The sequence below is a fragment of the Sphaerisporangium viridialbum genome (assembly GCF_049674955.1).
Lineage (GTDB): Bacteria > Actinomycetota > Actinomycetes > Streptosporangiales > Streptosporangiaceae > Sphaerisporangium > Sphaerisporangium viridialbum.
This window is the reverse complement of sequence record NZ_CP187232.1, coordinates 2,941,480-2,968,177: the sequence shown is the minus strand read 5'-3', so window position 1 is coordinate 2,968,177 and position 26,698 is coordinate 2,941,480. Positions and strand designations below refer to the sequence as shown.

The 26,698-nt window shown below is 71.5% G+C and carries 17 protein-coding genes; 8 read left to right on the top strand and 9 right to left on the bottom strand.

Features of this window, described 5'->3' with window-relative positions; translation table 11 throughout:
- Window positions 1-14: 14 nt before the first annotated feature.
- Window positions 15-1,352 carry a hypothetical protein gene (locus ACOZ38_RS13105; RefSeq protein ID WP_424530702.1) on the bottom strand — a complete coding sequence of 446 codons (1,338 nt, stop codon included), beginning with the start codon at window positions 1,350-1,352 and terminating at the stop codon, window positions 15-17.
- 341 nt (window positions 1,353-1,693) lie between these two features.
- Here ACOZ38_RS13105 and ACOZ38_RS13100 point away from each other — a divergent pair, with 341 nt between their 5' ends.
- The 3 genes from ACOZ38_RS13100 to ACOZ38_RS13090 all read left to right on the top strand — a co-directional run bounded on the left by ACOZ38_RS13100 (window position 1,694) and on the right by ACOZ38_RS13090 (window position 5,635).
- Entirely contained in the window at window positions 1,694-2,116 is a 423-nt protein-coding gene (locus ACOZ38_RS13100) for an ATP-binding protein (RefSeq protein WP_424530700.1), read from the top strand.
- A 225-nt stretch (window positions 2,117-2,341) separates the two neighbouring features.
- Entirely contained in the window at window positions 2,342-2,887 is a 546-nt protein-coding gene (locus ACOZ38_RS13095) for a hypothetical protein (protein WP_424530698.1), read from the top strand.
- Window positions 2,888-3,172: 285 nt separating this feature from the next.
- Window positions 3,173-5,635 (top strand): glycoside hydrolase domain-containing protein, encoded by a 2,463-nt coding sequence (locus ACOZ38_RS13090; RefSeq protein WP_424530696.1) that lies wholly within the window; start codon window positions 3,173-3,175, stop codon window positions 5,633-5,635.
- Window positions 5,636-5,678: 43 nt separating this feature from the next.
- Here ACOZ38_RS13090 and ACOZ38_RS13085 read toward each other — a convergent pair whose 3' ends face one another.
- A complete protein-coding gene (locus ACOZ38_RS13085) occupies window positions 5,679-7,511 on the bottom strand; it encodes a hydantoinase B/oxoprolinase family protein (protein ID WP_424530695.1) in 1,833 nt (610 codons plus the stop codon).
- A complete protein-coding gene (locus tag ACOZ38_RS13080) occupies window positions 7,508-9,592 on the bottom strand; it encodes a hydantoinase/oxoprolinase family protein (RefSeq protein WP_424530694.1) in 2,085 nt (694 codons plus the stop codon). The genes ACOZ38_RS13085 and ACOZ38_RS13080 overlap by 4 nt, the downstream gene beginning before the upstream one ends.
- Window positions 9,593-9,736: 144 nt before the next feature.
- Between ACOZ38_RS13080 and ACOZ38_RS13075 the strand changes: the two genes are divergently transcribed.
- Together ACOZ38_RS13075 and ACOZ38_RS13070 are read left to right on the top strand one after the other, a co-directional pair.
- Window positions 9,737-10,993: a hypothetical protein gene (locus ACOZ38_RS13075; protein ID WP_424530692.1), complete on the top strand. Its 1,257-nt coding sequence runs from the start codon at window positions 9,737-9,739 to the stop codon at window positions 10,991-10,993.
- Between the two features lie 79 nt (window positions 10,994-11,072).
- Entirely contained in the window at window positions 11,073-11,729 is a 657-nt protein-coding gene (locus tag ACOZ38_RS13070) for a thymidine kinase (RefSeq protein WP_424536997.1), read from the top strand.
- Window positions 11,730-11,735: 6 nt separating this feature from the next.
- Here ACOZ38_RS13070 and ACOZ38_RS13065 read toward each other — a convergent pair whose 3' ends face one another.
- The 3 genes from ACOZ38_RS13065 to ACOZ38_RS13055 all read right to left on the bottom strand — a co-directional run bounded on the left by ACOZ38_RS13065 (window position 11,736) and on the right by ACOZ38_RS13055 (window position 14,267).
- Window positions 11,736-12,395, bottom strand: a complete 660-nt coding sequence (locus tag ACOZ38_RS13065) for a DsbA family oxidoreductase (protein ID WP_424530690.1) — start codon at window positions 12,393-12,395, stop codon at window positions 11,736-11,738.
- A gap of 46 nt (window positions 12,396-12,441) precedes the next feature.
- Window positions 12,442-13,344, bottom strand: a complete 903-nt coding sequence (locus tag ACOZ38_RS13060; RefSeq protein ID WP_424530688.1) for a hypothetical protein — start codon at window positions 13,342-13,344, stop codon at window positions 12,442-12,444.
- A gap of 212 nt (window positions 13,345-13,556) precedes the next feature.
- Window positions 13,557-14,267, bottom strand: a complete 711-nt coding sequence (locus ACOZ38_RS13055; RefSeq protein WP_405146672.1) for an SRPBCC family protein — start codon at window positions 14,265-14,267, stop codon at window positions 13,557-13,559.
- A 321-nt stretch (window positions 14,268-14,588) separates the two neighbouring features.
- Here ACOZ38_RS13055 and ACOZ38_RS13050 point away from each other — a divergent pair, with 321 nt between their 5' ends.
- Window positions 14,589-17,486 carry a BTAD domain-containing putative transcriptional regulator gene (locus tag ACOZ38_RS13050; RefSeq protein WP_424530686.1) on the top strand — a complete coding sequence of 966 codons (2,898 nt, stop codon included), beginning with the start codon at window positions 14,589-14,591 and terminating at the stop codon, window positions 17,484-17,486.
- 34 nt (window positions 17,487-17,520) lie between these two features.
- On the opposite strand, the gene ACOZ38_RS13045 is transcribed toward ACOZ38_RS13050, so the two are convergent.
- From ACOZ38_RS13045 to ACOZ38_RS13035, 3 genes are read right to left on the bottom strand one after another with little or no spacing between them, the layout of a single operon-like run.
- Window positions 17,521-18,006 (bottom strand): hypothetical protein, encoded by a 486-nt coding sequence (locus ACOZ38_RS13045; RefSeq protein WP_424530684.1) that lies wholly within the window; start codon window positions 18,004-18,006, stop codon window positions 17,521-17,523.
- Between the two features lie 6 nt (window positions 18,007-18,012).
- Entirely contained in the window at window positions 18,013-19,251 is a 1,239-nt protein-coding gene (locus ACOZ38_RS13040; protein WP_424530682.1) for a protein phosphatase 2C domain-containing protein, read from the bottom strand.
- On the bottom strand, window positions 19,242-20,483 hold the full coding sequence (locus ACOZ38_RS13035; RefSeq protein WP_424530680.1) for a hypothetical protein: 1,242 nt from the start codon (window positions 20,481-20,483) through the stop codon (window positions 19,242-19,244). The genes ACOZ38_RS13040 and ACOZ38_RS13035 overlap by 10 nt, the downstream gene beginning before the upstream one ends.
- Window positions 20,484-20,714: 231 nt before the next feature.
- Between ACOZ38_RS13035 and ACOZ38_RS13030 the strand changes: the two genes are divergently transcribed.
- Complete coding sequence (locus tag ACOZ38_RS13030; protein WP_424530678.1) at window positions 20,715-23,291, top strand: dynamin family protein; 2,577 nt, start codon at window positions 20,715-20,717, stop codon at window positions 23,289-23,291.
- A complete protein-coding gene (locus ACOZ38_RS13025) occupies window positions 23,291-26,698 on the top strand; it encodes a hypothetical protein (RefSeq protein ID WP_424530677.1) in 3,408 nt (1,135 codons plus the stop codon). The genes ACOZ38_RS13030 and ACOZ38_RS13025 overlap by 1 nt, the downstream gene beginning before the upstream one ends.

Sequence of the window (26,698 nt, the reverse complement as noted above, 5' to 3'; positions counted from 1 at the left end):
GTGATCAGACAGAATTAGGTCCTTGGCGATGGCGGGGTCGGCAACAAGGTCGGGTCGGGGGCTCGTACGTCGGCCAGGGTCTCGCGCCAGTCAGCGGTGGCGGTGCCTGAGGGCGTTAGCAAGGCGTCGAACTCGTGGGCCCTGACGACCACGGTGAGGCTACGGGTGGCAGGCGTCTCGCGGATGGCCGCGGTGGCGAACCGGCATGCCTCTTCCACCTCCCCGGCCTTGGCCAAGGCGCACGCGTAAGCGAAGCGCACGAGTGCGGGATCGTTGGAATCGCTGGAGTCGTATGACGACAACGCCCGAGTCACCGCGTCGGCTGTGCCGTCCAGATCACCGAGGTCGGCCCGACCGCGCGCCTCGTAGAGGGTGTGCCTTTCCGGTTGGAACGACAGGATGCCGGGCTGGAGCGCCTCTACAGAGCACCGATCCAACGTATGGCGGGATCTGTTGATGGCGCGCTCAAAGGCTGACTGCTCGCCGAGAGATGCATGCGCGAGCGCGGCGAACCCCCACATCCAAGCGATCGCGGGCGTCGCTCCCACTGCGTGTTCCAGCCTTGGAGTGACCATGGCGAGGACCGTCCGCGGGTCTGCCGAATACGTCGGGATGAGCGCGGCACTCGCTAGAACGAGGTCGGCGAGGTAACGGTCTCCGGCCTCGTCCGCCGCCCGACCCGCGGTCGCGTACCAGCGGCGAGCCAGCGGAAGCTGGTTGGCGCAGAACATGATCTCGCCGACCACGATGGACAGCTTGGCTCCCACCCGCGTCAGCCGACGTTGCGCCTCGGCCGGCTGCCTGTATGTGAGCAGTTCCCTGACACTCGCCAGATGCAGCAACGACTCCGGCAACAGAGATGCAGGTGGGACGCTCCGTCCGAGCCTTTCGGCTTCGTTCTCCAGGAAGAGCAGACGGGCTTCGCCGACATTGCTCGAATCAAGTATCTGTTCGAGCATGTCAGGGCCGCGCCAGATGCTTTCGGCCAGGCCGAGGGCCATGGTCGCCGCGCCAAGATGAAACACCTCTCGCCGGTTCGTGGCCGCCTCCCGGGTGTCGGGGCGTGTCTGGGGGACGCCGGGGTCCTTCTTCACAGGGTCATACGGGGCGAGCAGTTCCGCAACGGTGTGTCCGGGAAACATGCGCTCGAGGACCCGGCAGTGGTCGGCGTGCGGCTTGGTCTTGAGATGGCCCTTGAGCCAGCGGCCGAACGCCTCCCGGCTGGGAGATGAGCCGATCAGGTTCCGGTCGATGCTGCGCGCCACCTTGTCGTACTCCAGGCAGAACGCCCGATGCGTCTCCTGGTGACGCTTCAGCAGCAGCGCCTTCAAAAGTGTCGTTTGACCGGGCACTGGGATTTACCTACTCTCTGCACTCATTTGATAACTGAAAGCAAGCACTCCCCACGGTAGATCTCGCCGCTGCTGACTTCCGGCTTTTCCGTCACTTGATCGGCGTACGACACAGAGGCGACACGGATTCGACAGCGTGACGACCTCTCATGGCGCATCTGAACGCTGCTCGCCGCCATACGTGCTTCCTAGCGTCACCACCGAACGCGAGAAGCGAGCAATGGAGGTGTGACACGTGCCCGGCGAAGACGATGGAGCCGACCTACCGAGATGAGAACCCATCCCGCCACGCCGTGAAGGGCGTGTGCGAGAACTCCCCCCGAGAAGGACATTCGACCACGATGCGCGACGACGCCATGAGCACCGGAACTGACATCCCGCTGCTGGAGAAGGCCGTGTTCCCGGCCACCGAGACGGCCGTGGGTGAGGCCCGGCGATGGCTACGTAAGATCCTCGACGGCCGGCCACGCTGCGACGACGCCGTACTGCTGCTGTCGGAGGCGATGACCAATTCCGTCGTCCACACCAGATCCCCGGTGATCGGCACGGTCGTACTCATAGAGAAGGACGGCCGTGTCCAGGTCGAGGTCATCGACGATGGAGCCGAAACCCTGCCCTCTGTGCCCTCCGCGGGCTGCCACTCCTCCGATGACCTCGCGGAATCCGGTCGCGGAATCCGACTGATCCGCGCGTTGTCGAGCCGGTGGGGATTCAGCGAGGAGAGCCCCCGCTGCGTCGTATGGTTCGCCCTTGATCCGTGGTGATCTGGGAACAGCCGGCACCGGCAGTTGATTTTCGTACGCCACAGGAGCGGCACCCGATCGAGGGCTTCGCGGACCGGCCGCTCGGCCAGCGCGAAGGTGCTCGACAGGTAGTGGATGAGTGCTCCGCTTCAGCCCGTACATAGCCAGCGTCGATTCCACATTAAGTAGCCGCCCAACTCCGAATGGTTACGAGATGATGACCACGTGCATCCTCCCGCATCGACTTTGGCCGGATACATCGACGAATCGATCCACACCGGCGCCCGCCTGTACGTGATCGGGCTCGTACTGGCGGACCCGGGCATCGCGGACGACGTCAGACGTCAACTGTCCGCACTGGTTCCCTCCGCCCGCCCGCCGCACTGGGCGATGGAGGACGAGCCGACCCGTGCTGCGCTGATCAAGGAGGTCGGTGCCATGCCGGTCAAAGCCCATGTGTACGGCTGCCGCTTCGAACGGCCGAAGCGCAAGGAAGCCGCGCGGGCGCGCGCCCTGACGTGGCTGGCGCAGGACCTGCCGCGCCAGGCCCGTGAGGTCGTGGTGGCCGAGCGGGAGGAGAGCCAGGACCGACACGACCGGAAGGTTCTCGGCGGGCTGGCGGGACGACCGGCGCGCTTCGCGTACCGGCATGCTCCCTTTGCGAAGGAGCCGCTGCTCTGGCTGGCGGACATCATCGTCAGCAGCACGGCCAAGCTGCTGGCACTCGATGAGGACGTGACGAGCCGGGGACTTGACGCCGTGCTCGAATACGTCGGCTGCGAGCCCGAGTAACGGCGTACACGCGAAAGCCGGGCCACCACCTGCGGAGGTTAACCCGGCTCCACTTCATGACCCCGAGTGGGCCACGCATCGCCCATAGTAGCCGGACCGTCGCAGCGTCTGTCAAGCCGATAGCCCACATGGCCGAGGACGTCCCGGCGAACTACCTCCCCGGCATGCCGTACCGGAACGTGGCTGGAAGTCGCCGTAGTCAGGGTCTCAGATGTTATTTACCGTTGAGGCAAATCGCCGGGTTTTGGCCGTTAATGGTGATTCTGGTGGTGTGGGAGGGGATCCATGGACCAGCCGGTTCTGGAGGCGCAGCGGTGGGTCAACTCGGTCTATGAGAAGGTCGCCGGATATCGGCCCATCCTTGAGGATGGAAGGGCCGGCCGGCTGACCGTGCGGGCACTGGTACGAGCACTCAGGCACGAACTGGGCGTCACCCCGGGCGACGAGTTCGGGCCGGAGACGCTGGAAGCCCTCGCCGCCGCGTGCCCGATGGTCGGCGCGGGCACCTCCAATCAGAACATCATCAAGATCGTGCAGTGCGGGCTCTCCTGCAAGGGCTACGACGGCGGCGGCATGTCCGGCGCGTACGACTCGGCCACCGGCACCGGGGTGACGAGGCTGCGAGCGGACATGGGGGTCGACGAGGCGTTCCCTCCGAACGGCGTCTCACCGCAGGTCTTCCAGGGCCTGCTGTCGACGGACTCGTACGTCCCCACTACTGGCGGCTCACAGCGGATACGACAAATCCAGAAATGGTTGAACGGCACCTACGTGCATCGCAGGGACTTTCCCATCATCCCGTGCGACGGGCACTTCTCCCGCGAGGTGCACAGATCTCTGCTGCTCGGGATCCAGTTCGAGATCGGGATGGACGACGACGCCGCGACGGGCCGGTTCGATCCCGGCATCCAGGAGGGCATCAGGGACCAGGCCGTGCTCGGCCCCGGCGCGACCGACGTGGACAAACGGTTCGTCCGGCTGTTCCAGGCGGCGATGGTCCTCAACGGGTGGGACGTCCCCTTCGACGGGGAGTACAGCACCGCCGTGGCTGACACGGTCGCGGAGTTCCAGGGGTTCGCGCGGCTCCTGCCCGACAACGGCATCGCCGGTTACCAGACGTGGGCGTCGCTGCTGGCGAGCGACGGCGACCCCACCCGCAGGGGAACGGCGTGCGACTGCCCCACCGAGATCACGCCGGCCCGGGCGTTCGTCCTGAAGGTGGAGGGCTACCTGACCGTGGGGCGCTACCTGACGGACGCTCCCGGACCGACACCGGACGAGCCCGTCCAGCCGGATGGGAGGACCCAACCAGACGAGAGGACCCAACCGGACGAACGCGCCCAACCGGACGAGGGGATCCAGCCGGACGAGAGCCGGCCGGACGAGAGCCGGCCGGACGAGAGCCGGCCGGACGAGAGCCGGCCGGACGAGAGCCGGCCGGACGAGAGCCGGCCGGACGAGAGGATCCAGGCGGACGAACAGAGCCGGTCCTATGAGCGGATTCGGCCGGGCGAGCTGGAGACGATCGCGTCCGGGGGGTTGAGCGCGTTCCCGATCTACCAGGCCGGCGGCCGCACGCGGGACCACTTCTCCGCCGGGCAGGGAGCCGAGGACGCCCTGACCGCCCTGGAGGCCGCGCGGGGCCACGGGTTCGTGCGCGGGACGACGATCTACTTCGCGGTCGGCTTCGACGCGCTCGACAGCGACATCGAGCGGCGGATCATCCCCCACTTCCGGGCGCTGGCCACTCGGATGAGGCACTACGGCGGCGAGTTCAAGATCGGCGTCTACGGCCCGCGCGTCGTGTGCGGCCGCCTGGTGCGAGAGGGCCTGACAGTGTCGAGTTTCGTCACGGACCTGCCAGCAGATGTCGGTGGCAACCTCGGCTTCCCGCTGCCTCCCGACTGGGCGTTCGACCAGATATCGATGCTCACGCTCGGTACCGGTCCCGGCAGCGTCCAGATCGGCAACGCCGTGGCCTCCGGCCGGGACCCGGGCCAGTCGCTGTTCGTATCGCCCACCCCGGCGAGCGGTCCGCTCGACGTCCGCTTCGACCTGTCACGCCGCGAGGAGCTGCTGGACGACCTGAGGTCCATCGCGGGCCACGAGACGCCGGTCCGGCGGGACTCCACCGACCCCTCGCTCGATCTGGTCCTGCGGCACGACGCGCTGATCACCGGGCTGAGCCGCGCCTATCGGATGCGCAAGGCGCTGATCCAGAGCCCGATCTTCTGGGAGACCCGCTGGCTCACCCCCGAGGACGCGCCGGAGGATCTCGCGGTCACGGCCTACTACGGATACCGCGCCGAACTGGAAGCATGGCAGGACCTGCCGCCCGAGCAGCAGGTGATCACGGCCGAGCCGACCCCGCCTTCCCCCCAGAAGGACGACGCGAGAACCGGCCTCGGGCAGATGCTCGCGCGCTCCGCGATCACGGCGCACAACCACGCCGTGGACGCCGGCCTCGTCGAGGGAGAGCGGCTGGACCCCGATGACTGGCACGTGATGCGAGACATGTGGCGATGGCTCCGCGAGGACCCCGACCACAGCATCAGCACCGTGCCGCTGATGCTCGTCAACGCCGCGCACGAGGCGGGTGTGGAGGGCGACCTTCTCGCCTACGACGACGCCCGGCTGAGCCAGGTGATGGCCCGGTACAGGGGCACGGGGCCGGACGCCGAGCGGTACGGTCGCGAGCTGCCGGCCGTCTACGCGGTGTTCGAGAAGCACAACGCCTGCCTGAGGTAGCGTCACACCGTTCGAGAACCGCCTCCCCGAGCCGCCCGAGGCCTCACCTCACGTGTCGACGTCGGCCTGTGACCTCCCCCCCGGACAGGAGCGGGTAGCCGGGTCCTCGGTCGAAGAAGGCGGGCGGCCGGGCCGTGCGCAGCTCGGCGCGGAGCGCTTCGGTGGCGGCGAGGTGGACCTCGGGCTCGCCGGCCGAGCCGTACAGGATGACGCCGTAGTCGTCGCGCGCCGACTCCGCCGACACCTTGCCGTCGCGGACGTCGGCCGCCACCAGCGCCGGGTCGCGGTCGTACGGCGAGCCCCAGCCGCCGCCCCCGGTCGTCCTGACCCGGACGATCTCGCCCTCCTTCACGGGGAAGTCGTCGACGAGCCCCTCCATCTCCCGGTCACCGACGGTCACGAGGAACGGGCGGCCGGCCCTGCCGCCGTTCACTCCCCAGCACGCGAGGATCGAGCGGTCGGCGATGGACATGAACGAGGCGTCACGCAGCATGCGGATGTGCTTGTCGTACCCGAGACCGCCGCGATAGAGCCCCGCACCGCCGGAGTCGCGGGCGAGCCCGAGCCGCTCGACCCGGAACGGCCAGCGCGACTCGGCGAACTCCACGGGGATGTTGCGCGAGTCGGGGACGACATGGATGGTGTCCTCCCCGTCGGCGTACCAGCGCCCTCCCGAGCCGCCGCCGAGCACCTCCCGCATGAGGTACGGCCGGCCCTCGTGGTCGTCCCCGTACACGCCGGTGTAGCGGATGGTCTCCTGGTCGGCGGGCATGCGCCCGCCGGTGGCCTTGGCGAGCACCCCGGCGAGCACGCCGAGCAGGCGCAGGATGACGAAGGTACGGGCGTTCGTCGGCGCGGGGAAGATCGGGGTGAGCAGGGTGCCCTTCTCGGGGAACCTCATCTCGATCAGGGGGACGACGCCCTCGTTGACGTCCAGCTCGGCCATCCGCTCCGGGGTGTCGGCGAGGTTGCGGAGGATGGGCGCCAGCCACTTCTTCAGGAACACCCCGTCGGCGTAGTCGCCGGCGTGGTTGATCGGGCCCTTGGCCTGCGGGGAGGTGCCGGTGAAGTCGATGACGAGGGGCTTGTCCGCCGCGTGGTCGACGGTCAGCGTGATCCGCTGGGTGTGCAGCCTCGGCTCGTCCACGCCGTCGTGCTCGGCGTAGTCCTCCCAGACGTGCACCCCCTCGGGGATCTTGGCGAGCAGCTCGCGGCGGAACGTCTCGGTGGTCTTGGAGATGATCGCGTCGAAGCACGCCTCGACCGCCGCCCTGCCGTACCTGCCGAACAGCTCGCCGAGGCGGCGGGCGCCCATCAGGCAGGCCGAGCACTCCGCGTCGAGGTCTCCGGCCAGGGAGTCGGGCATGCGAGAGTTCCGCGTCATGATGGTCAGCGCGGCGCGGTTGGGCTCGCCCCGGTCCCACAGCTTGATCGGCGGCACCATCAGCCCCTCCTCGAACGCGCTGCGCGCATGGGAGGGCATCGAGCCTGGCACGGCTCCGCCGATGTCGTCGTGGTGGCCGAACGCCTGCACGAACGCCACCACCTCGCCGTCGTGGAACACCGGCACGGTGACGCACAGGTCGGGGAGGTGACCGATGCCGCCCTCGGAGAGGTAGACGTCGTTGTGGAAGAAGACGTCGCCCGGGTTCATCTCCGAGACCGGGAAGTCGCGCACGATCGGCTGGACGAGGGCGGAGTACGAGCGGCCGGTGAGCTTGCGCAGTCGTACGTCGTGGATGCCCGCCCTGAAGTCGTGCGCGTCGCGGATCATCGGTGAGCGGGCCGTGCGGGCGATCGCCGTCTCGACCTCCATCTCCACCGACGCGAGCGTCCCCTCGACGATCTCGACCAGCACCGGGTCAACGGTTGTCACTCGCCCGCTCCGTCCTTGTGCGCGGTGGCCCTGCGGACCACGAGGTTGGCGTGCCGGTCCACCTCGGCGGTGAAGCCCGGGTGCAGGGGCAGCGTCGAGCCGTACTCCTCGATCACCGCGGGCCCCGTGACGACGTCGCCGCGGCGCAGCTCGTCACGCCGGTGGACCGGCGCCGTCCACCAGCCGTTCTGGTGGAGCGGCGAGTCGGAATCCTCGTCGAAGTACACCGGCCGCTCACCCGGGAGAACCGTCGTCGCGCCGGCGGCCGGGGGGAGCTCGGGGATGACGGGCCGGGTGATGGGGCCGATGCCGGAGACCCGCAGGTTGACCCACTCGACGGCGTGCCGGGGGTCGTCGCGGTAGCCGTACCCGTAGAGCTTGTGGTGGGCCTCGTGGAACCGGTCGAGCACCTCCGCGCGCCACGCCTCGTCCACGGGGCCGCCGGGTGCGGGCACGCGCACCTCGTACGCCTGGCCGTAGTAGCGCAGGTCGGCGCTGCGCGCGTAGACGTGCCGGTCGGCGGGGAACCCCTCGCGGTCGAGCGTGGCGGCGGCCTGGGCCTCCAGATCGCCGAGGATGCCCGCCGCCGTGTCCAGGCAGAGCTCGCGGGTCACGTGCGTGCGGACGTAGTCGTTCTTCACGTCCACGGTGAGCAGCCCGAACGCCGACACGTTGCCGGGGTTGGGCGGGACGACGACGGCCGGGACCGACAGGATGTCGATGAGGCGGCAGACCAGCAGCGGCCCCGAGCCGCCGAAGGCGACCATCGGGAAGTCCCGCACGTCGAGGCCGCGCTTGACGGTGATCTGGCGGATGGCGTTCGACTGGTTGAACGCGCTGATCTCCAGGACGCCGACGGCGGTGCGCTCGGGCGACAGGCCGAGCTTGCCGGCCAGCGCCTCGATGCCCGCCCTGGCCGCGTCCGCGTCCAGCGGGATCTCGCCGCCGAGCAGGTGGGGCGGCACGCGGCCGAGGTAGACGTGCGCGTCGGTGACCGTCACCTCGGTGCCGCCCTTGCCGTAGCAGATGGGGCCCGGGTCGGCGCCTGCCGACCTCGGCCCGACCTTGAGCGTGCCCTCGGGGGAGATCCAGGCGATGGAGCCGCCGCCCGCGCCGACGGTCACGATGTCGATCATCGGGATCTTGCACGGGTACCGGCCGATGGAGCCCTCGGTGGTCAGGGACGGCTCGCCGTCGACCACCACCGCGACGTCGGTGGAGGTGCCGCCGCCGTCCAGGGTGATGACCGAGGGATGCCCGCCGGTGCCGGCGATGAGCGCGGCGCCGAGTGCGCCCGCGGCCGGGCCGGACAGCACCGTCGTGATCGGCTGGTGGACCACCTCGGTCGCGGACAGCACCCCGCCGTTGCTCTTCATCACCGAGAACGGCATGCCGAGGCGCGAGGAGAGGTTCGCGATGTAGCGCCGCATGGTGGGCTTGACCGCCGCGTCGACCAGGGTCGTCACCGAGCGCTCGTACTCGCGGTACTCGCGGAGCACGTCGCTCGACAGGGACACGACCGCGCCGGGGTGCTCCCGTTCGAGCACCTCGCGCATGCGCCGCTCGTGCGCGGGGTTGGCGTACGAGTGCAGGAAGCACACGCCGAGCGCGGTGACGCCGCGGTCGCGGAACCACCGTGCCACCCGCACGGCCTCCTCCTCGTCGAACGGCCGCACCTCCTCGCCGAGGTGGTCGAGCCGCCCGCCGACCGTCTTCACCCGGTGCACGGGCACGATGCGCGGCGGCTTGACCCAGAAGTAGGAGTTGCCGTAGCCGTCCGGCACGCTCTGCCGGGCGATCTCCAGGATGAACTCGAAGCCCTCCGTGGTGACGAAGCCCAGGTCGACCGGACGGTCTTCGAGCAGCTGGTTGGTCGCCACGGTCGTGCCGTGCACGATGCCGCCGACCTCGGACAGGCTCCGGCCGGCCAGGACCTTGTGCACGCCGTTCATGAACCCGTCGGCGGGGTTGGCCGGGGTGGAGGGGGTCTTGGTCGTGGTGATCTCACCGGTCTGCTCGTCCACCGCGACCACGTCGGTGAACGTGCCCCCGGTGTCGACGCCGATTCGGACGCTGCGCATGCCTTCAGTGTCTACTGAACCCCTCCGGATTCCGGAATCAGCAACATCCGCCAAGGAATCGGCCACTCGTAGGCAGGTATAGCCCTGCATTCAGGCGACCCCGGCCTTGTGGAACCTCCTGCCCGCGCGAGCGGTAGGAAGGGCATGGAGCGACGCGAATTCCTGAAGGTGACCGGCGGCCTCGCCGGCGCGGCACTGCTCACGTCCTGCGCGCGGCCTCCCGCCGCCGCACCGGCGTCCCCCGCGGGTACGCCCCGGCCCCCCGCCCACGTGCTCTTCGCCGACGTCTCGGACCGTCTGTCCGCCCTCGACACCCGTTCAGGGGCGACGATCTTCTCCACGGCGCGGCCGGTCGCGAGTGCGGGATGGGATCGCCTGTACACCGTGTCCCCGGCGGGCGAACTGCTGACCCTCGACGCCGTGACGGGCAGGGAGCTGAGCCGCGCCACCGTCCCACGCGGCGTGGTCGCCCGTGTGGTGTCGCCGCTCGGGGACGTCGTGGCCCTCGGCGCCCCTCCCCCGGCCTCGCCGTACGGCCGGCCGGGGCGGCGCTCGACGACCCTCGTCGTCGCCGATCCATCCGGGTCCACGGCTCCCAAGGTCGTGCGGCTGAAGGGCAACTTCGAGCCCGACGCCTTCTCCACGGACGGGAAGGCGCTGTTCCTCCTTGAGTACCTGCCCGCGACCTCGCCGGAGAGCTACCGCGTCAAGGCCTACGACATCGAGCGAGGCGCGTTCTCGCCCCTGCTCACCCGCGAGAAGCGGCCCGTGCCGGCGGGGGCCGAGGAGACGATGCGGGGTGAGGGCCGGGTCGCCGTGCTGTCGCCCGGCCGCGATCGGCTCTACACGCTCTACACCCACCAGCCCAACCACCTGCACACCCGCGACCTGGTCGCGGGCAGGACCACGGGGGTCCACGCGTTCGTCCACGTGCTCGACCTCGACCAGCGGTGGGCCTACTGCCTCGACCTGCCGGAACCGTTCGGACGCGGCCCGGCGGAGGGCCACACGCTGGCGGTGTCCGCCGCCGCCCTGTACGTCTACGACGGAGCCGGCGGCACCCTGCTCCGGGCGGGCACCGAGTCGCTGAAGATCGAGAGGACGGCCGTCGTCGGCGCGTCGTCCGGCGCCGCGTCGGCGGCGTCGGAAGGCGCTTCGCTGTACGTCGCCGCCGGGCCGTCCGTGCGGTCGATCGATCCCGGCTCGCTCGCCGTGCGGGGCGAGTGGCGCCTGCCGGCGGCCGCCCGCGGCGTCGCGGTGACCCCGGACGAGCGCGCCGTCTACGCGGGCGTCACCGGCGGCGTCGTACGGTTCGACGGCCGGGCGGGGCGCGAGGTCTCCCGCATCGCGGTCCCGGGCATCTCCCTGCTCCGTCACGCGGCGACGCGCCCGGACGGGTGACCGGCTCGACCGGCCCGGACCGGTCACACTTGCCCGCCGGCCCGGCGGCCGGGCTGTATGCTGACGCCCCGTGAGTGAAATGTCCGCCCTATCCGCCGTGCCCGCGCATCCCCACCGAGACGGCGTGCTGAGGTTCTTCTACGGCCCCATGGACTGCGGCAAGTCCACGCTGGCACTGCAGATGAACTACAACCACGGCCGCCAGGGCAGGCGGGGGCTGGTGCTCACCAAGCACGACCGCTCGGGCGGACCGAAGGTCACCAGCCGTATCGGCCTCGGGCTCGAGGCCATCGAGGTCGACGACGACCTCGACCTGGTCGAGCTCGTACGCGCGCACGACCGCGTCGACTACCTCATCTGCGATGAGGCGTGCTTCTACACGGGCGCCCAGATCGAGCAGCTCGCCGACCTGGTGGACGGGCAGGGCGTCGACGTCTACGCCTTCGGCCTGGCCTCGGACTTCCGGTCGCGGATGTTCCCCGCCGCGCAGCGCCTGTTCGAGCTGGCCGACGAGGTGTCGCGGTTGCAGGTCGAGGTGCTCTGCTGGTGCGGGCGCGAGGGCAGGCTCAACGCCCGCGTCGTGGACGGGGTCATGGCGCGCACCGGGGAGCAGGTCGTCATCGCCGACACCGACGCCGCGCAGGTGCACTACCGCGTGCTGTGCCGCCGGCACTACCGCGCCGGCGACCTCGGCGACTCGGCGCACGCCCAGCACCCGGCATCCACGTCCGCCTGACGGCTCCTAGACCGGGCAGGCGTCGCCCTGGCCTGGCGGCGTCGCCCGGCCGGTGAGGGAGGCGACCTCCGCGAGGGCGGCGAGCAGAGTGTCCTCCGGCTGCGCGCCCGAGACGGCGTACTTGCCCTCGAACAGGAAGAGCGGCACGCCGCTGATGCCGAGCTCGCGGGCGCGGTCGATCTGCGCGTGGGTCTCCTCGGCGCCGTCCTCGCCGTCCAGGGACGCCTGGACCCCCACCTCGCCCGCGAGCCCGGCGAGGGTCTCGCGGTCGCCGATGTTCAGCCCGTCGGTGAAGTAGGCGCGGAAGAGGCGCCTGGCCATCTCCTCGCCCCTGCCCTGCCGGGTCGCGGCGAGGATGAGCCGGTGGGCGTCGAAGGAGTTGGCCTGGACGGCGCGGTCCATGTGCAGGTCGAGGCCGGACTCGGCCGCCGCCCCCGTCACGCGGCCGGTCATCTGCCGCGTCTGCTCGGGCCCGCCGAACTTGCGCTCCATCCACGCGGTGAGCGGCTCCCCGAGGGACTCCGCGTCCGGCGCGAGCTGGAACGGGCGCAGCTCCACCTCGACCTCACCGCCCTGCTCGCGGTAGCGCTCGGCCGCGCGCGCGAAGCGCGTATGACCGATGTAGCACCAGGGGCAGACGACATCAGAAAAGATCTCAACCTTCACACGATGCTCAACCCCGTCACATCAGGCAAACATTCCAGGAATGCCGTCAGGGGGCGGATGAGATGTCGTCCATGCGGGCGGCGAGCTGCTGGGGATCGCCGCCGAGCAGCGCGGAGGTCGCGCGCCACCAGGCGAACCACTCGCCGCTGCGCCACATCCAGTCGACGCGCTCGATCGCGGCGACGACGTCGCCCTTCGCCTGCCACCACGGGCCGACCTGCTCGGCCGTGGCGCCGTGGCGCAGCGCCCAGTGGCGCAGCCGCTCGGCCGCCCGCTGGTCGACGGTGACGGCGTACGGGTCCGGGTCCTCGCCGGGAAGCGGGTGGGGGCCGAGCCCCGCCGCCACGCCCCAGCTCCACTGGGCCTCGGCGGGCCCGGAGTAACGCAGCGTGGCGAAGTCGAGGTTCGATCCCGGCTCACCGCCGGGCCGCTCCACCACCACGGCGTCCAGGCGGCCACCGGCGTCGAACGAGACGACCAGGCGCTGCCCGGGGGTGACGCCCTCCGGCAGTTCGATGCGGTCCTCTCCCTGCCAGGAGTTGAGGTCGACCGACCCGACCGGCGAGCCCCACGCCAGGTCGGCGGTGTCGTCGGCGATCCACGCGGCGAGCATCTCCAGCACGGTGAGGTCGGTCCACGGCTCGATGGCGGTGCCGGCGGCCAGCACCTCGTCGGGGGCCGGTATCTTCCCGCCTCGCCCTGCCGACCACCATCCCCTGCCGAGCGCACCGGTGCCGATGAGCAGGCCGGCGATGGCGGCGAGCTCGGAGGACCGCCGGGTGAGCGCGGCGCCCTGCGCCAGCTCCGCGCACCGCGCCATGCGGTCGTCGCCGAGCGCGGCTCGGGCCTCGCTCAGCAGCAACGCGGCCGTCGGATGCTCCTCACCCAGCAGGTCGTGGATGAGTCGCCGGGCCTCCGATCGAGCATCCTCCGCACGGAACTCACGCATATCACCACGTTACGCCGGGAGATCCTCTTCCGCGAGGTTCCGTAACAACCCTGGGATCTACCTGACGCGTAAGGCGGATCGGGCCCGCGCCACCGTCACCAGGCCCGCCCGTACGGCCGCGCGGGGCCGGAGCCGCCCCGGCGACCAGGGCAAAGGGACGGGCAACCGCCTGCGCCCGGGCGCGCGAACGTTGCCGGGAGCAGGCGAAAGATCTAACGAGAGCGGCCGGTGCGGCCGAGCAGCCATCCGATGACGGCGCTGCCGAGTGCGACGCCCGCACCCATGCCGAAGGCCGTCAGCACCGGCCAGACCGGGGCACCGTTCCGTGAACGCCCGGACGCGCCCGGCGCCTCGCCGCGAGGCCGCTCGAACACCTGCCCGGCCTCGTGCGGCCCGGCCACCTGTGGCGAACCGCCGTTCGCGGACGGGGTCGCGGACGGCACGAGCGCCAGGCCGGCGGGAACCTCCGCCGCGGGAGCGGCGCCCACCTGAAGGTGCTGTTCGACCGCGTTGAAGAACTCCCCCGCGGTCTTCTTCGCGACGGAGCCGAGCATGCGCTGGCCCACGCCGCCGATCATGCCGCCGACGACCGCCTCGGCGTCGTAGTCGACCCGGGTCGCACCGCCGTCTACCTCGCTCAGGGTGATGCGCACGGTGGCGTCCACGGTGCCGGGGGCGCCGGCGCCCCGCGCGCGGAGCGTGAACCGCTCGGGCTCCTCCGGGTCGGACAGTGCGACCTCACCCTGGTAGACGCCCTTGATGGAGGCGACGCCCGCGGTAACCGTCATGCGGTAGGTGTCGCCGCCCGTCGACTCCAGCCGCTCGCACCCAGGGATGGTGCGCACCAGGACCGCCGGATCCTGCAGGGCGGCCCACACGCGACCCCGGTCGACTCCGACCACGGCACTGCCAACGACCTTCATGGACACCTCCGATGCCGAGAGACTAGAGACCGACCCGCGACGCGGATAAGGGCAACTTCTGCCCGCCGGTGCCGCAGGGCGTCGTCAGGTCTCGCCCGGCTCACTGCCATGCGTCTCTTGTGGGCATCACGCTAACACCGCCGCGACCCCGCCGCCTTGAAGGCGGTGACGGACCATTCCTGGGACAAACGCGGGACACTATCCCGAAAGCGTCCCGAGTTTGAGCCAAATTCATGAGCAGCCTTCGCCTTTACCCGGGTTCGGGATATAACTAGCCAATTGTTCCGCAGCTTGCGGAGGGGCGGACGCGCAAGGGGACGGATGACCGTGGGTGCTCAGACGGCGGGGCTTTACTTCTCTGTCCTGGGCCCGCTCACGGCGAGCCGCGACGGGGAGCGAATCGACCTCGGCGGCAGCCGCGTCAAGGCCGTCGTCGCGACCCTTCTGATCGCCCAGGGCAAGGTGGTCACCGCCGAGCGGATCGTCGAGGCGGTCTGGGGCGAGCAGGCTCCGAACAGCGTCATGGCCAGCCTGTATTCCTACGTCACCAAACTCCGCAAGTCCCTCGAACCCGACCGGCCGTCGCGGGCGCCCACCGGCATCCTCGACCGCCAGGGCCCCGGGTACGTGCTGCGCGTCCGGCCCGAGTCGGTGGACGCCGAGCGCTTCGCCGCACTGGCCGAGCGCGGCGCCCGGCTGCTGGCCGAGGACCCGGCCACCGCGGCGGAGAGTCTTGAGACCGCGCTCGGGCTGTGGCGCGGGCCCGCGTACGTCGACCTGGGCGAGAGCGACGCGGCCACGGCCGAGGTCGCGCGGCTGGAGAACGCGCGGCTGGCCGCGCGCCAGGACCACGCGGCGGCCCTGCTCGCCATGGGCACGGCCGTCCCCGCCGTGGGCGAGCTGGAGACGCTGGTCCGCGAGCACCCGCTCGCCGAGCGCTCCTGGGAGCTGCTGGCCCTAGCCCTGTACCGAGGGGGACGCCAGGGCGACGCGCTCGCCGCGCTGCGCACGGCGCGCGAGCGGCTGATCGACGAGCTGGGCGTGGACCCCGGACCGTCCCTGCGCGCCATGGAGGCCGCGGTGCTCCAGCAGGACCCCGGCCTGGACTGGCAGCGTCCCCGAGAGACCGCGGTGCTCGCCGAGCCGGTCGAGCAGCGGGAGGCCCCGCGTCCGCGCCTTCCCGCGCCGCTGACCCGCCTCATCGGGGGCGAGGGCGCGGTGAGCACGGTGCGAGGGCTCCTCGCGACCCACCGGCTGGTGACGATCACCGGCGCCGGCGGCACGGGCAAGACCCGCGTGGCCCTGGAGGTCGCCCACCAGCACGCCGACCAGGCCGAGGGCGAGGGGCCGTGGCTGGCCATGCTCGCCGACGTGGCCGACGAGGCGCTGCTCCCCGGCGCGATCGGCGCGGCGATGGGGACGGCCATCACCAAGAGCGCGGACGACCTCGCGGCCTCGATCGGCGACCGCGAGATGCTCCTCGTGCTGGACAACTGCGAGCACCTGGTGGACGCCGTGGCGTGTCTCGCGGAGGACCTGCTGACCCGGTGCCCCGGCCTGCGGCTGCTGGCCACGAGCAGGGAGCGGCTGTCGATCGCCGGAGAGGCCACCTGGGACCTGCCGCCGCTGGACCCCGACGGCACAGGTGCCGAGCTCTTCGTGGAACGATCCCGGGCGGTGCGCCCCGGCTGGCGTCCCCGGCACGCCGAGCGCGAGCTGATCTCCCGGATCTGCCGGGAGCTGGACGGCCTGCCCCTCGCGATCGAACTGGCGGCGGCCCAGACGCGCGTCCTGTCGCTCCAGCAGATCGAAGAGGGGCTCAACGACCGGTTCGCGCTGCTCGCGGGCGGCTCGCGCACCGCCCCGGCCCGCCATCGCAGCCTGGAGGCCGCCATCGAGTCGAGCGTGCGGCTGCTCGACCCGGCCGAGCGGCGGCTCCTCGGCTGCCTCAGCGTGTTCGACGGCGGGTTCGACCTGGAGGCCGCAGAGCGGCTGGACGACCGGCCGCCCGTGCTGCCCCGGCTGAGCGCGCTGGTCTCCAAGTCGCTCGTCACCGTGGACGGCGCGGGCACGCCCCGCCGCTACCGCATGCTGGAGACCATCCGGCGGTACGCGATGCGCGCCCTTCCCGCCGGCGAGCGGCCCGGCTGGGCGAACCGGCACGTCGCCTGGGCGGTCGAGCTGGCCGAGACCGCCGACCGCCGGCTCCGTACGTTCGACGGCGAGCTGTGGATGCGACGGCTCCGGTACGAGCAGGCGAACATGCGCACCGCGCTCGGCCACGCTCTGGCGAGCGGCGACGGGGACTCCGCGCTGCGCATCTCCACGGCGCTGGCCTGGCACTGGTACCGGGCGGGGAACGTGCACGAGGGCATCGGGTGGCTGTCCAAGGCCCTGGAGTGCGCGGGCGCCGACCACCCCGGCCGCGGACAGGCCCTGATCGGGCGGGCGCTGCTGCGCTACCTCGCCGGCGACCCGATCACCGCCAACGACGACGTGGAGGTCGCGCTGCGCCAGGCCGAGGCGACCGGCGACATCGAGGTGATGGCGCGCGCCCTGCCGTACAGGGGGTACTTCCTGCAGCTCAGCGGCAACCCCAGCCAGGCGCAGCTCGCCCTGTCCGAGGGGTGGAAGCACGTACGCGCGGCGGGCCTGCCCTGGGTGGAGGCCGAGCTGATGATGGTGCGCGGGCAGATCACCCGCGTCGCCGGGGATCCCGCGCTCGCCGCCGGGCAGCTCGTCCAGGCGGCCGACATCGCCGAGGCGTGCGGCCACGACTGGGCGTACTGCTCCTCCGGCTGGATCGGCGCGAAGGTCGCCATGGACCTCGGCGACGCGGACCGTGCCGTGCAGCAGTCGGCGCGGCTGGTGGTGCACCTCGACCGCACCGAGGACATGACCTCGTGGCTGGCGTGCGCGCACGTGCTGGCGGGGGCGCTCGGCATGGCGGGCCGGGCGATGGAGGGCGCCGTGCTGCTCGGCGCGGTGTCGGCCATCGGCTCCCGCGTGGGCTACTCACCCCAGCTCATGGACCCGCTCGACGGCCCGCGCAACGTGGCAGTCGTGCGCGCCACCCTCACCCCGGAGGCGTACGAGGAGGCGACTGCGATGGGGGCGAGCCTCACCAAAGAGGACGCCACCGCGATGGCCCGCCGTCTCATCGTCAGCACCCCCGGCGACAAGGACCACCGGACGGTGCTCCGCCTCGACCGCTTCTGAACCGTTTCCGCGCTCACCGCGTGAAGTTCCGCGCTCACCGGGTGAAGAGGTAGATCTCCACGGTGGCCTCGCCGCCCGGCAGGCCCTGGTCGTGGTAGGCGCGGACGACGGCTCCCTTCAACAGTCCGGGGAAGGCCGCCCTCAGGCCGCGGTTCACCTTCTCCGCGAGCCTGGTGCCCGCCTCCGGGCTTCCGGCGCCGAACGTCATCACCAGGCCGGCCCGCCGGCCGGTGAGCCGTCCCCCCGTGGCCCTTCGGACCTCACTCCGTACCCGCGCGGTGCCCGTGCCGGTCACCGTCAGCCTGATGGGGGCCCGGGACAGGCCCACGGGCCGCGCGGAGGGAGTGGGGGCGGGCCTGCTCCCGCTCGTCACCGGGGTGGGCACGGGGGTGACCGGCCGGTCGGCCACGGCGGCGGGCTGGGAGCCCAGCACGATGAGCACGAATCCGGCGAGAAGGTCGGCGAACAGCCATCCCGCGATGGCCATCGGGGTCATCGCGGTGCCGGGCCGCCGCCACACGGCGCCTCACCCCTCCGTCCGGGGGGCGGCCGCCTTGAGGTCCAGCTCCCACAGGCCGACGGCGGTCCGATCGTCCCTGTACTTCTGGTCGGGGGTGTTGAGCTGCCACATCAGCCGCGTGAGGGGCGGCGGCCTGCGCGTCCACTCCGCCGTCACCAGATCGCGGACCTGGCCCCGCTCCAGGAACCCGGCCGTGCTTCCCGCGCAGACGACGATCGCCTGGCCGGGCCCGGTCTGGAAGCCGGTCCAGCGGACGGGGTCCGGTGCCGGCGGGAACAGCGCGGCCCCCTCGCCCGCCTGCTCGCCGTCCGGGAACACCGTGTCCCACCGCCCGTCCGCGCCCAGGGCCAGGACGGAGCCGGGGCCCACCCCGAACACCAGGTGGTGCCTGCTCGACGCGTCCCCCAGCCGGGTGAGCACGCACGTCAGCTCGGTCGCGAGCTGGTCGCCGCCGAGCGCGCGCGCCCGCGCCGCCTCCTTGAGCGGATCCTCCAGCGCGGCCAGGGTGTCGCGCAGCGACTCAGCCAGCCGGGGGCCCGCGTCGTCGTCCCCCTTGATCAGGTCCTGCCAGGCGTCCTGGATCTCGGGCGCCCGGTCGGCGAGCCTGTACTGGATGCTCCGGCAGGCCTGCGCGGCGCCGACCTGCGAGTAGCGGCTTCCCCTGCGGCCCGCCGCGACGGCCGTCAGCAGGACGGGCGGCTGGAAGGTGTCGATCACGGCCAGCGCCATCGTCTGGCGCCGCACCTTGCCGTCCGTACGGGCGGCGTCGCCGCGCACGGAGGCGCCCCGCACCACCAGGCCGCCGAGCCGCGCCCCGTCCGCCACGCTGTCGGGGACGGAGTCGGGCACGTCCGGCAGGACCTGCGGGTCGAGAAGGTGCTCGGCCTTCCGCCCGTCCCCGTAGGAGCCGATCGGCACCTCCGGCTCCTGCCGCTCCACTTGGACCTCCTTTTCGACGTACTCCACGGAGGGCCGGCGGGCGAGCTCCTCGCGCGCCCGCCGCAGGCCCTCGTCGGCACGTCCCAGCTCCTGCTGTGCGCGCCTGAGCTCCTCCGCCACGGGCTGGAGGCGGCGCAGTTCCTCCTGGCCGCGATCGAGGTCCGCCCTCGCCCGCCGCAGCGCGGCCTTGTGGCCGCGGAGCTCCTGGCGTGCCGGCCGCAGGCGCGCGTGCGCGGCGAGCGCCCAGCTCAGCGAGGCCAAGAAGGCGGCGATCGCGATCAGAGTGACGAGCCTGTCTATGGCCATTCCCTGCGCCCCTTGTCCTGTCCGTCGCCGGCGTGCTCGCCGGCGCACAGCGCGGTCACCGCCTGCTCCAGCACGGCGGCGTGGCGGTCGCGGGCGGCCTCGGCCGCCTCCGCCGCCATGATCTGCCGGGTCACGGACACGTTGACGTCCGCGACCACCCGGGTGAGCTCCTCGCCGATGCCGGCCATCTTCTCCGTCAGGGTGACCGCGGCCGCCGCCACGGCCTCCTGGTAGGTCTGCCCGACGTCCCGCGCGGCCTCTCCCGCCGACGCCCGGATCGCCTCGGCGAAGCCGCTCCCCGCCCTGGCCAGGTCGTCCGTCGCCCCGGTGATGCGGTCGCCGAGGCCCGTCAGCGTGGCGTCGATCCGCTCCGTGACGGCCGCGAGGAGCCTCTCCCCCGCCTCCCGCGACTCCTTCAGTCCGGACGCGGCGCTGTCGGCGGCGGCGTCCAGCCGTACGGCGGCCCGGGCGGCGCGCTCGGTGACCTCCTCGGCCAGCGTGGTGGCGGCCTTCCGCATCGAGGACGTCGCGCCCGCCACCTCGGCGCCCGTGTCCCGCAGCCGGGTCACCGTCGTGCCCAGCTCGCCGATGGCCGCGTGCAGGCGCTCGGAGACCACGATGTTGCGTCCCGACAGCCCCGCCATGCTCTCCTGCACGAGCGCCGCCTGGTCGAAGATGCCCCCGAGCACGGCCGCCGCCCTGGACAGTTCGGCCGCGAACCGGGCCGGCGAGGCCAGCCTGCGCCGGTTGAGCAGCATCTGGGCCCGGGTGAGCACGGGAACGAGCCGGGAGAGCAACTCGGCTCGGCGGCGCCCGGCGGCGCGCTCGTCCGCGTGGGCGAGCCAGGTGCCCACCAGGTTGGCGAGCAGCAGCAGGCCGAGGGCGGTCAGCGTGTAGCCCGCGACGTGGGAGAGGTCGAGGAGCGGGTTCAGCTCACCGTGGAAGCCGGACTGCCACAGGTCGAGGAAGGTCCGTCCCCCCGCGGCGGCGCGGCCGGCCGCCGAGTCCAGCATCCGGCCGTACGCGGCGACCGCCGAGGCGAGGCCGAACCAGGTCAGCAGGACGGGGACGAAGACCAGCCCGGAGGTGGCGACGGACAGGACGAGCCCGAGCCGGGGGTGGCGTGAGGCGGGCAGGATGGCGTCCGGCCGGGCGAAGGTCGCCAGCAGGTCCATCTCGACCCAGTCGCCGGCCGCCTGGGCGTCCTCCACGAGAGCGAGACCCAGGGACACCAGCTCCGGTGCCCGGGGTCCGAGTTCCGGTTCTTGGGCGAGTTCCCCCAACGCTTTCGCGATTTGGAGGCCACTCGCCGATATAGCCCTCATAGTGCTGTGTCTCCAGTTGATCCGGTTGGCCAGTGAAACACGGAAACCAAGTCGGAAATCTCATCCATTGATGGTTTTCGCGAGAAGAGATGCTTTTACGCTCGCGGCACGGCTGATCCGTCACGGAGGAGGAATGTGGTGGCCGATGAGGAGAACACCGGGGTGCTACGGGAGATCGCCCGGCTCCGCGAGAAGGCGGAGCGGCTGCACAGCGCTCTGAGCTCCCACCCGTTCCCCGACGAGCCCGGTGTCTCGAGCCTTCGGGAACGGGTGGAGCAACTGGTCGTCGATCAGATCAACCTGGCCAAGAACCCGGTGACGATCGGCGTGGTCGGGCAGTTCAGCGTGGGGAAGTCCATGATGCTGGGCACGCTGCTCGGCAAGCCGGACCTGCTGCCGACCGAGCAGCGCCCGACGACGGGGAACGTCACGGCCCTCACGCTGCTCGCGGCGCGGCCGGGCCTGCGGACCCACGTCGAGGGCACGGTGGGCGTCCACTATCTCAGCCGGCAGCAATTGATCAATTGCGTCGGCGAAATCATGGGCCAACTGGTCCACGAGACCGACAAAATCATCGCGGCGGACGAGGTCGCGCCGCTCGATGGCTACAACCCCATTGATCAGGGCTGGATAAAGTTCGAAAGATGGTGCCAGAAACACCTATGGGGAGAAAAGCACGTAAATCCCACCCTTCGTAAGACGGCGCAGGAGCTGCTGACGCTACGCGACGCGCACCTCAGCGCCGAGGCGCTGCTCGGCGAGACGGTGCACGTGTCCAAGGACCACATCGACAGGGCGATCGACCTCGGCGCGAGCGACGGCGTCCCCGAGTCCTACCCCGAGCGCGACGTCAGGCCGGGTATGGGCAGGCGCGACGTCGAGCAGCGCCAGGAGGACCTGCGCCTGACGTTCCCGCTGATACGCCGGGTGGCCTACACCGTGCGGGTCGACCCGCGCGTGTGGGCGCTCGACGGGCTGCGCGACCAGAACGAGGTCGTGCTGCTCGACTTCCCCGGGCTCGCCGCCGACCGGTCCGCCAAGCGCGACGCGTTCCTCAGCGAGAGCGAGCTGCGGGACATCCACACCATCATCACCGTCATCGACGCGCCCACCCCCGAGACCGAGGTGCCCGACCGCTTCTACAACATGCTGGAGAGGCACGGCCGCAAGCCCGCCGAGCTGCGGGACTCCGTCCTCGCCGTGGGCAACCGCTTCGACCGGATCACCCCGCCCGACCTGCCGGGGGACCGGACGCACGTGACCATGGAAGACCTGTGGCAGGAGTCGCAGAACCTGCGGGGACTGTGCGTCCGGGCGCCCGACCTGGTCCAGAAGCAGGCCGGGCGGGTGCGCCTGGTGTCCTCCGCCGTGGCGATGAGCCTGTGCGACCTGCCCGCGACGTTCAGGGGCCAGGAGATGGCGAAGGTGGCCGCGGCCGTCGAGGAGGCGCCGGCCCGCGCCGCGGCCTGGAAGGACCTCGCGGCCCGGGTGCTCGGCACGCAGCCGGGGAACGTGTGGGGACGGGCGCTTGAGGCCCTGGCCGAGGACGGCGGCTTCGCCTCGCTGCGCGACCTGATCGAGGACCACGCCCGCACCCACGGTCTGGCCAACAAGCTGCGCGCGATGCGGCGGCTGGAACGGCTCATCGGCGACGAGCTGCCCAAGCTGAAGCGCTTCGTCACCGCGTCAGGCCAGCCGCCCCCGGGCGGGAGCGCCGCCGCACGCGAGCGCGTCGGCGCCCTGTTCACCGAGCTGCGGCGGCACCACGGCGAGCTGCTCAGAGCGGTCGGCGAGTTCCGCAACCCGCTGACCGTGCGGGACGCCGACGGAGTGCCCCTGGTCCAGGCGGTGCGCGAGGCCGCGGTCACCGAGACAATGTGCTGGCCCCAGTGGCAGGAGATCCTCCGGCGGGCGCAGGGCGGATTCGTCCGCAAGAACCAGGAGCAGCAGCGGTCCCGCGCCGACCGCCTGCTGCGCGCCAAGGCCGCTCAGGGAGACGACACCACGGCCGCCTTCGTTGAACCGTTCGCCACCACGTACGCGGACGCCGTCAAGAACGGGCACGCGCGGCTCTCCGCGATCCTCGGCGAGTGGCTGGACGCCCAGAACGCGCGCCTCGCGCCCCTGCGGGAGCGGTTCCTCGACGACGAGGTCCAGCGACTGCTGGACGTGGGCCTGCCGAGGATCGCCCACCGCGTCGGCGACAACGTCGACCAGGTGCTGGACATGCTCACCGAGGTCTCCTGGCTCGCCTCCCCCGAGGAGGGCCAGGACGTCGGCGCGGACCCGGAGGACGCGCGCGGCCCGCAGGACGGCACGGACGTCCAGGACCCGGCCGGCGAGCGCCTTCCGGTGTACGTCGACAGGGCGCTTCCCTGGCACCCGCGCGTGCCGGAAGGCAGGAACGACTGGGAGCAGAAGCTCGCCCGGCACCAGATCTACCTGTTCAGGCTCAGGCGGGCGATGGCCCTGAGCGTCGCGGACGCCGCCACCGAGGCCATCACCACGCGCATCACGCGGGTGCACGCCGAGCTCCGCCAGGACCTTGAGTACCTGTACGAACGCATCCCCGGACGAGCACACGTGAACCTGATGTTCCCTGCCGAGCCGCAGCCGGGCGAGGCCGCCGGAGAGGCCGCCGGAGAGGCCGCCGGCGCCACGCCGGGCGACGAGTCGCCGCTGATGAAGCTGATCAGAGAGTGGGGAGTGGCGTGATGCTGCTGAACCTCGTATTCGAGACGCCCGCCGAGCACGCCCGCCACGTGCAGGAGACCGCGCCGCTCACCTTCCACCTCTACGAGCGGGACGGGGACTACCTGCTTCCGGGCGCGGTGCTCACCACCGTTCCCGGCATGCCGCAGGTGGAGGTGCAGGAGGTCCGGGTGGTGCCGGACGACGACGGCCGCCGCGACCACGAACTGGCCGCGATGTGGAACCACGCCGCCTCGCAGTCCCGCGGGTGGGTCGTGTCCAGGAAGGTGCTGGCGGAGGGGCTTCGGCTGCCGGTCAGCCGGGTCGCGTCCGGCCCGAGCTCACCGGAGTGGCCGGTGCGGGCGTCGGTGAAATGGCGGTACACCTTCACCGACACCTCCGGGGTCGCCGCCTACGACGAGCGCCCCGTACGCGTGCTGTTCGCCGCCCCCGGCACTCCGCCGCCCCCGCCGCCGGGGCCCCCGCTCGACCCCGAGTGGCAGGACGTCCCCTTCCCGATCCGGGAGCTGAAGGAGCCCTACTACCAGGGAGTCGCGGCGGTGGACTTCGGCACGTCCTCCGCCACCGTGACGATCCTCGACAGCCGGCGCCCGCAGCGGCTGCCCCTGGACCCCCAGCAGGCGAGGCAACTGCGGGAGAGGCTCGCCGGCCTGCTGCGGGACAGCCCGCCGGAGCACCTCGCCGGGCAGTGGCGCGACCTGCTGGCCAAGCTCGTCGCGTCGGTCGCGGAGACCCTCGGCGAGCGCGCTCCACGCGACCTCACCGCGCTCGCGGCGGAGCTCAGGCAGGCGGTGGCGGTCGGCCGCGACCCGGACACGCTCACCGACGCGCTGCTCGACACTGTGTGCCTGGCTCTGGACGAGTGCCTGGTGGAGTCGGGCGAGAAGCTCGCGGCGTGGCTCGCCCCCCGCCTGCTCGACGCCTACGACAGCGCCTTCCTCGTACCGAACCTGTTCGAGCTGTCGCTGCGCCAGGTCGAGCTGGACCCGGGCAAGAGACGGCCCGAGATCCTGCCCAGCACCGTGGAGATCGTCGATCCCAGCCCCGTGCGGATCGCACTCGGGGTGGACGGGCCGGAGGTCAGGCGGGGGCTCAAGTCCGACCTGATCAAGCCGGAGCTCCTCGGGGACGGCATCACGGGACGGGGCGGGCGGGGCGCGACGACCGACGACCTGATCGCCGCCGTCTACGCCGAGCTGATCGAGCGCACGGAGGTGTTCGCCAGGCCGGACGGCGAGGAGGACCCGCCGGCCATGCTCACCAGCGTGGTCGTCACCTACCCGACGACCACGCCGCCCGGTGCGCGGGAGCGGCTGCAGCGGCTCATCAGGAAGACACTGGACATGCCCCAGGTCATCACCAGCTTCGACGAGGGCGTCGCGGCCGGGCTGTTCTTCCTGATGCGCGACTTCGGCACCGACCGGGGCGAGCTGGGCACCGAGGCGCTGATCTCCCGATCCCGCAGGATCGGCGACGATCCGCCCACCTGGCGGCAGAACATGCTGGTGATCGACGTCGGCGCGGGCACCACCGACATCGCGGTGATCCGGCTGACGGTGATCGACCACACGAGGGCCATCGAGAACGTCGACCCGCTCGTCCAGGGCCGCTACTACGTGATCAGGCCCGAGGTGGTGAACTCCACCGGCCACCTCCAACTGGGCGGCGACTACCTCACCCTGCGCGTCTTCTACTGGCTCAAGGCGGCCGTCCTGGACGCGCTGATCAACGGGGACGGGTTCGAGACCGAGCGGCGGGCGCTCGCCCAGAAGATCGCCGGGCGCGGCCAGGAGAGCGGGAGGAGCGCGCTCGCCAAGCTCGTCGCGATGTCGGACGCGTCCTTGCCCGCGCCGCGCGAGATCGCCGACGTGCTCCGCGACGCGCTGCCCACCCACTGGGCCAAGGACGCGAAGTCACCACAGAAGCAGGCCTTCCACCTCCTGTGGAAGCTGGCGGAGCAGACGAAGATCGAGATGGGCCGGTGGACGGAGGAGACCTACCCCGTCCCCCTGGACGACGTGCAGAGCGTGCTGAACGCCATCGACCAGGACAACGCGGGCGCCCAGACGAGGCTGGTGGACCTCCTTCCCAAGGAGAGCGTCGCCCTCGACCTCGGCGAGTTCACCCGGCTCGCCCGTCAGATCCTCAGCCAGGCCGTGGGCATGGGCCGCTGGCTCGTCGAGGAGAGCTTCCCGAAGAGCTCCGACGAGCGGCTCGACCGGGTCATGCTGTCGGGCCAGACCAGCACGATGCCCCTGATGCGCGAGGTCGTCATCGACGAGCTGCCCGGCAACGAGGGGAACGACGAGCAGGAGCGCCTGCTCACGTGGAACCCCGCCGCGGTCATCGTCGAGGCCGACTACGCCAAGGCCGCCGCGTCGCTCGGAGCCTGCTGGGCCCAGTCGGTGTACCTGCGCAACATGGGCCTGACCGGGGCGGAGGCGGAGCTGGCCAGAGGACGCACCCACGTCCAGATCGCGGTGGACAACCTCTTCTACACGCTTCCCTGCGCGTTCCAGCTCCAGGGCTACGGAAGGAACACCATCCCCCTGCTGGCGGCCGGCCACCCGATGCGCGAGGTGGACGCCGAAGGCACCATCGCCGCCCGCGACACCACGTGGCAGCCGCTGCTCCCCCTCCACGAGGTCCACCGCCCCATCGGGAAGGCCGAGACCATCCAGTGGGGGGTGTTCAACTTCGGCACCCGTCAGGAGGAGGGGTTCCGCCCCGATCCGAAGGTCTTCCTGCCCAGCTCGGACGGCCTCCAGGAGTCCAGGATCAAGACCCTCTTCGAGGTGGACCAGAACCTGATCCCGTACCTCTACCTGTGCCAGGGGGAGGCGCACTACCACGTGAGCGCCGACGAAGGGGAGTTCGTCGACCTGCGCTCCGAGCTGGACCCCCGCACGTGGGACGACCACGAGAGGCGGCTCCGCGAGCTACCGGCGCCGCTCATGGTCTCGGTGGTCGAGGAGGACGGCACGGAGGTGGAGACCCGGGAGATCTTCCCCGCGTGGTCCCCCGACGGGCAGAAGGTGAGCGCGTACTTCGACAGGTTCTTCCACGAGAACGACGCGCTGGACAGCGGCTACGTGCTCGGGCGCGTGTCCGCCCCCCTCCCCTCTCCTCCGCAGAGCGGCTACTATCAGTTCTTCCTGCGGCGCCCCGACGGGAACCGCGACGAACTCGCCCCGCTGCGCGCGCCGGGGCCGGTCGAGCCCACCGCCCGGTACGTGGCGACGCTGGACGTGCGCGGGCGGCTGCGCCTCCACCGGGGCGAGCCGCCGTTCTGGAAGGCGGAGAGCCTGCGCGACGTGGAGCGGCACAGCGGCTCGGTCTACAAGGTCACGATGGACAGGGGCGTCTCGGAGCTGGAGCCGGACCGTGATCCCTTCACCGGAAGGCACTGA

What these genes read in the sequence shown, in the direction of transcription:
- ACOZ38_RS13100 (WP_424530700.1), top strand. Translation starts at nt 1,694, where the DNA reads ATGCGCGACGACGCCATGAGCACCGGAACTGACATCCCGCTGCTGGAG.
- ACOZ38_RS13090 (WP_424530696.1), top strand. Translation starts at nt 3,173, where the DNA reads ATGGACCAGCCGGTTCTGGAGGCGCAGCGGTGGGTCAACTCGGTCTAT.
- ACOZ38_RS13080 (WP_424530694.1), bottom strand. Translation starts at nt 9,592, where the DNA reads ATGCGCAGCGTCCGAATCGGCGTCGACACCGGGGGCACGTTCACCGAC.
- ACOZ38_RS13075 (WP_424530692.1), top strand. Translation starts at nt 9,737, where the DNA reads ATGGAGCGACGCGAATTCCTGAAGGTGACCGGCGGCCTCGCCGGCGCG.
- ACOZ38_RS13070 (WP_424536997.1), top strand. Translation starts at nt 11,073, where the DNA reads ATGTCCGCCCTATCCGCCGTGCCCGCGCATCCCCACCGAGACGGCGTG.
- ACOZ38_RS13060 (WP_424530688.1), bottom strand. Translation starts at nt 13,344, where the DNA reads ATGCGTGAGTTCCGTGCGGAGGATGCTCGATCGGAGGCCCGGCGACTC.
- ACOZ38_RS13055 (WP_405146672.1), bottom strand. Translation starts at nt 14,267, where the DNA reads ATGAAGGTCGTTGGCAGTGCCGTGGTCGGAGTCGACCGGGGTCGCGTG.
- ACOZ38_RS13050 (WP_424530686.1), top strand. Translation starts at nt 14,589, where the DNA reads ATGACCGTGGGTGCTCAGACGGCGGGGCTTTACTTCTCTGTCCTGGGC.
- ACOZ38_RS13040 (WP_424530682.1), bottom strand. Translation starts at nt 19,251, where the DNA reads ATGGCCATAGACAGGCTCGTCACTCTGATCGCGATCGCCGCCTTCTTG.
- ACOZ38_RS13025 (WP_424530677.1), top strand. Translation starts at nt 23,291, where the DNA reads ATGCTGCTGAACCTCGTATTCGAGACGCCCGCCGAGCACGCCCGCCAC.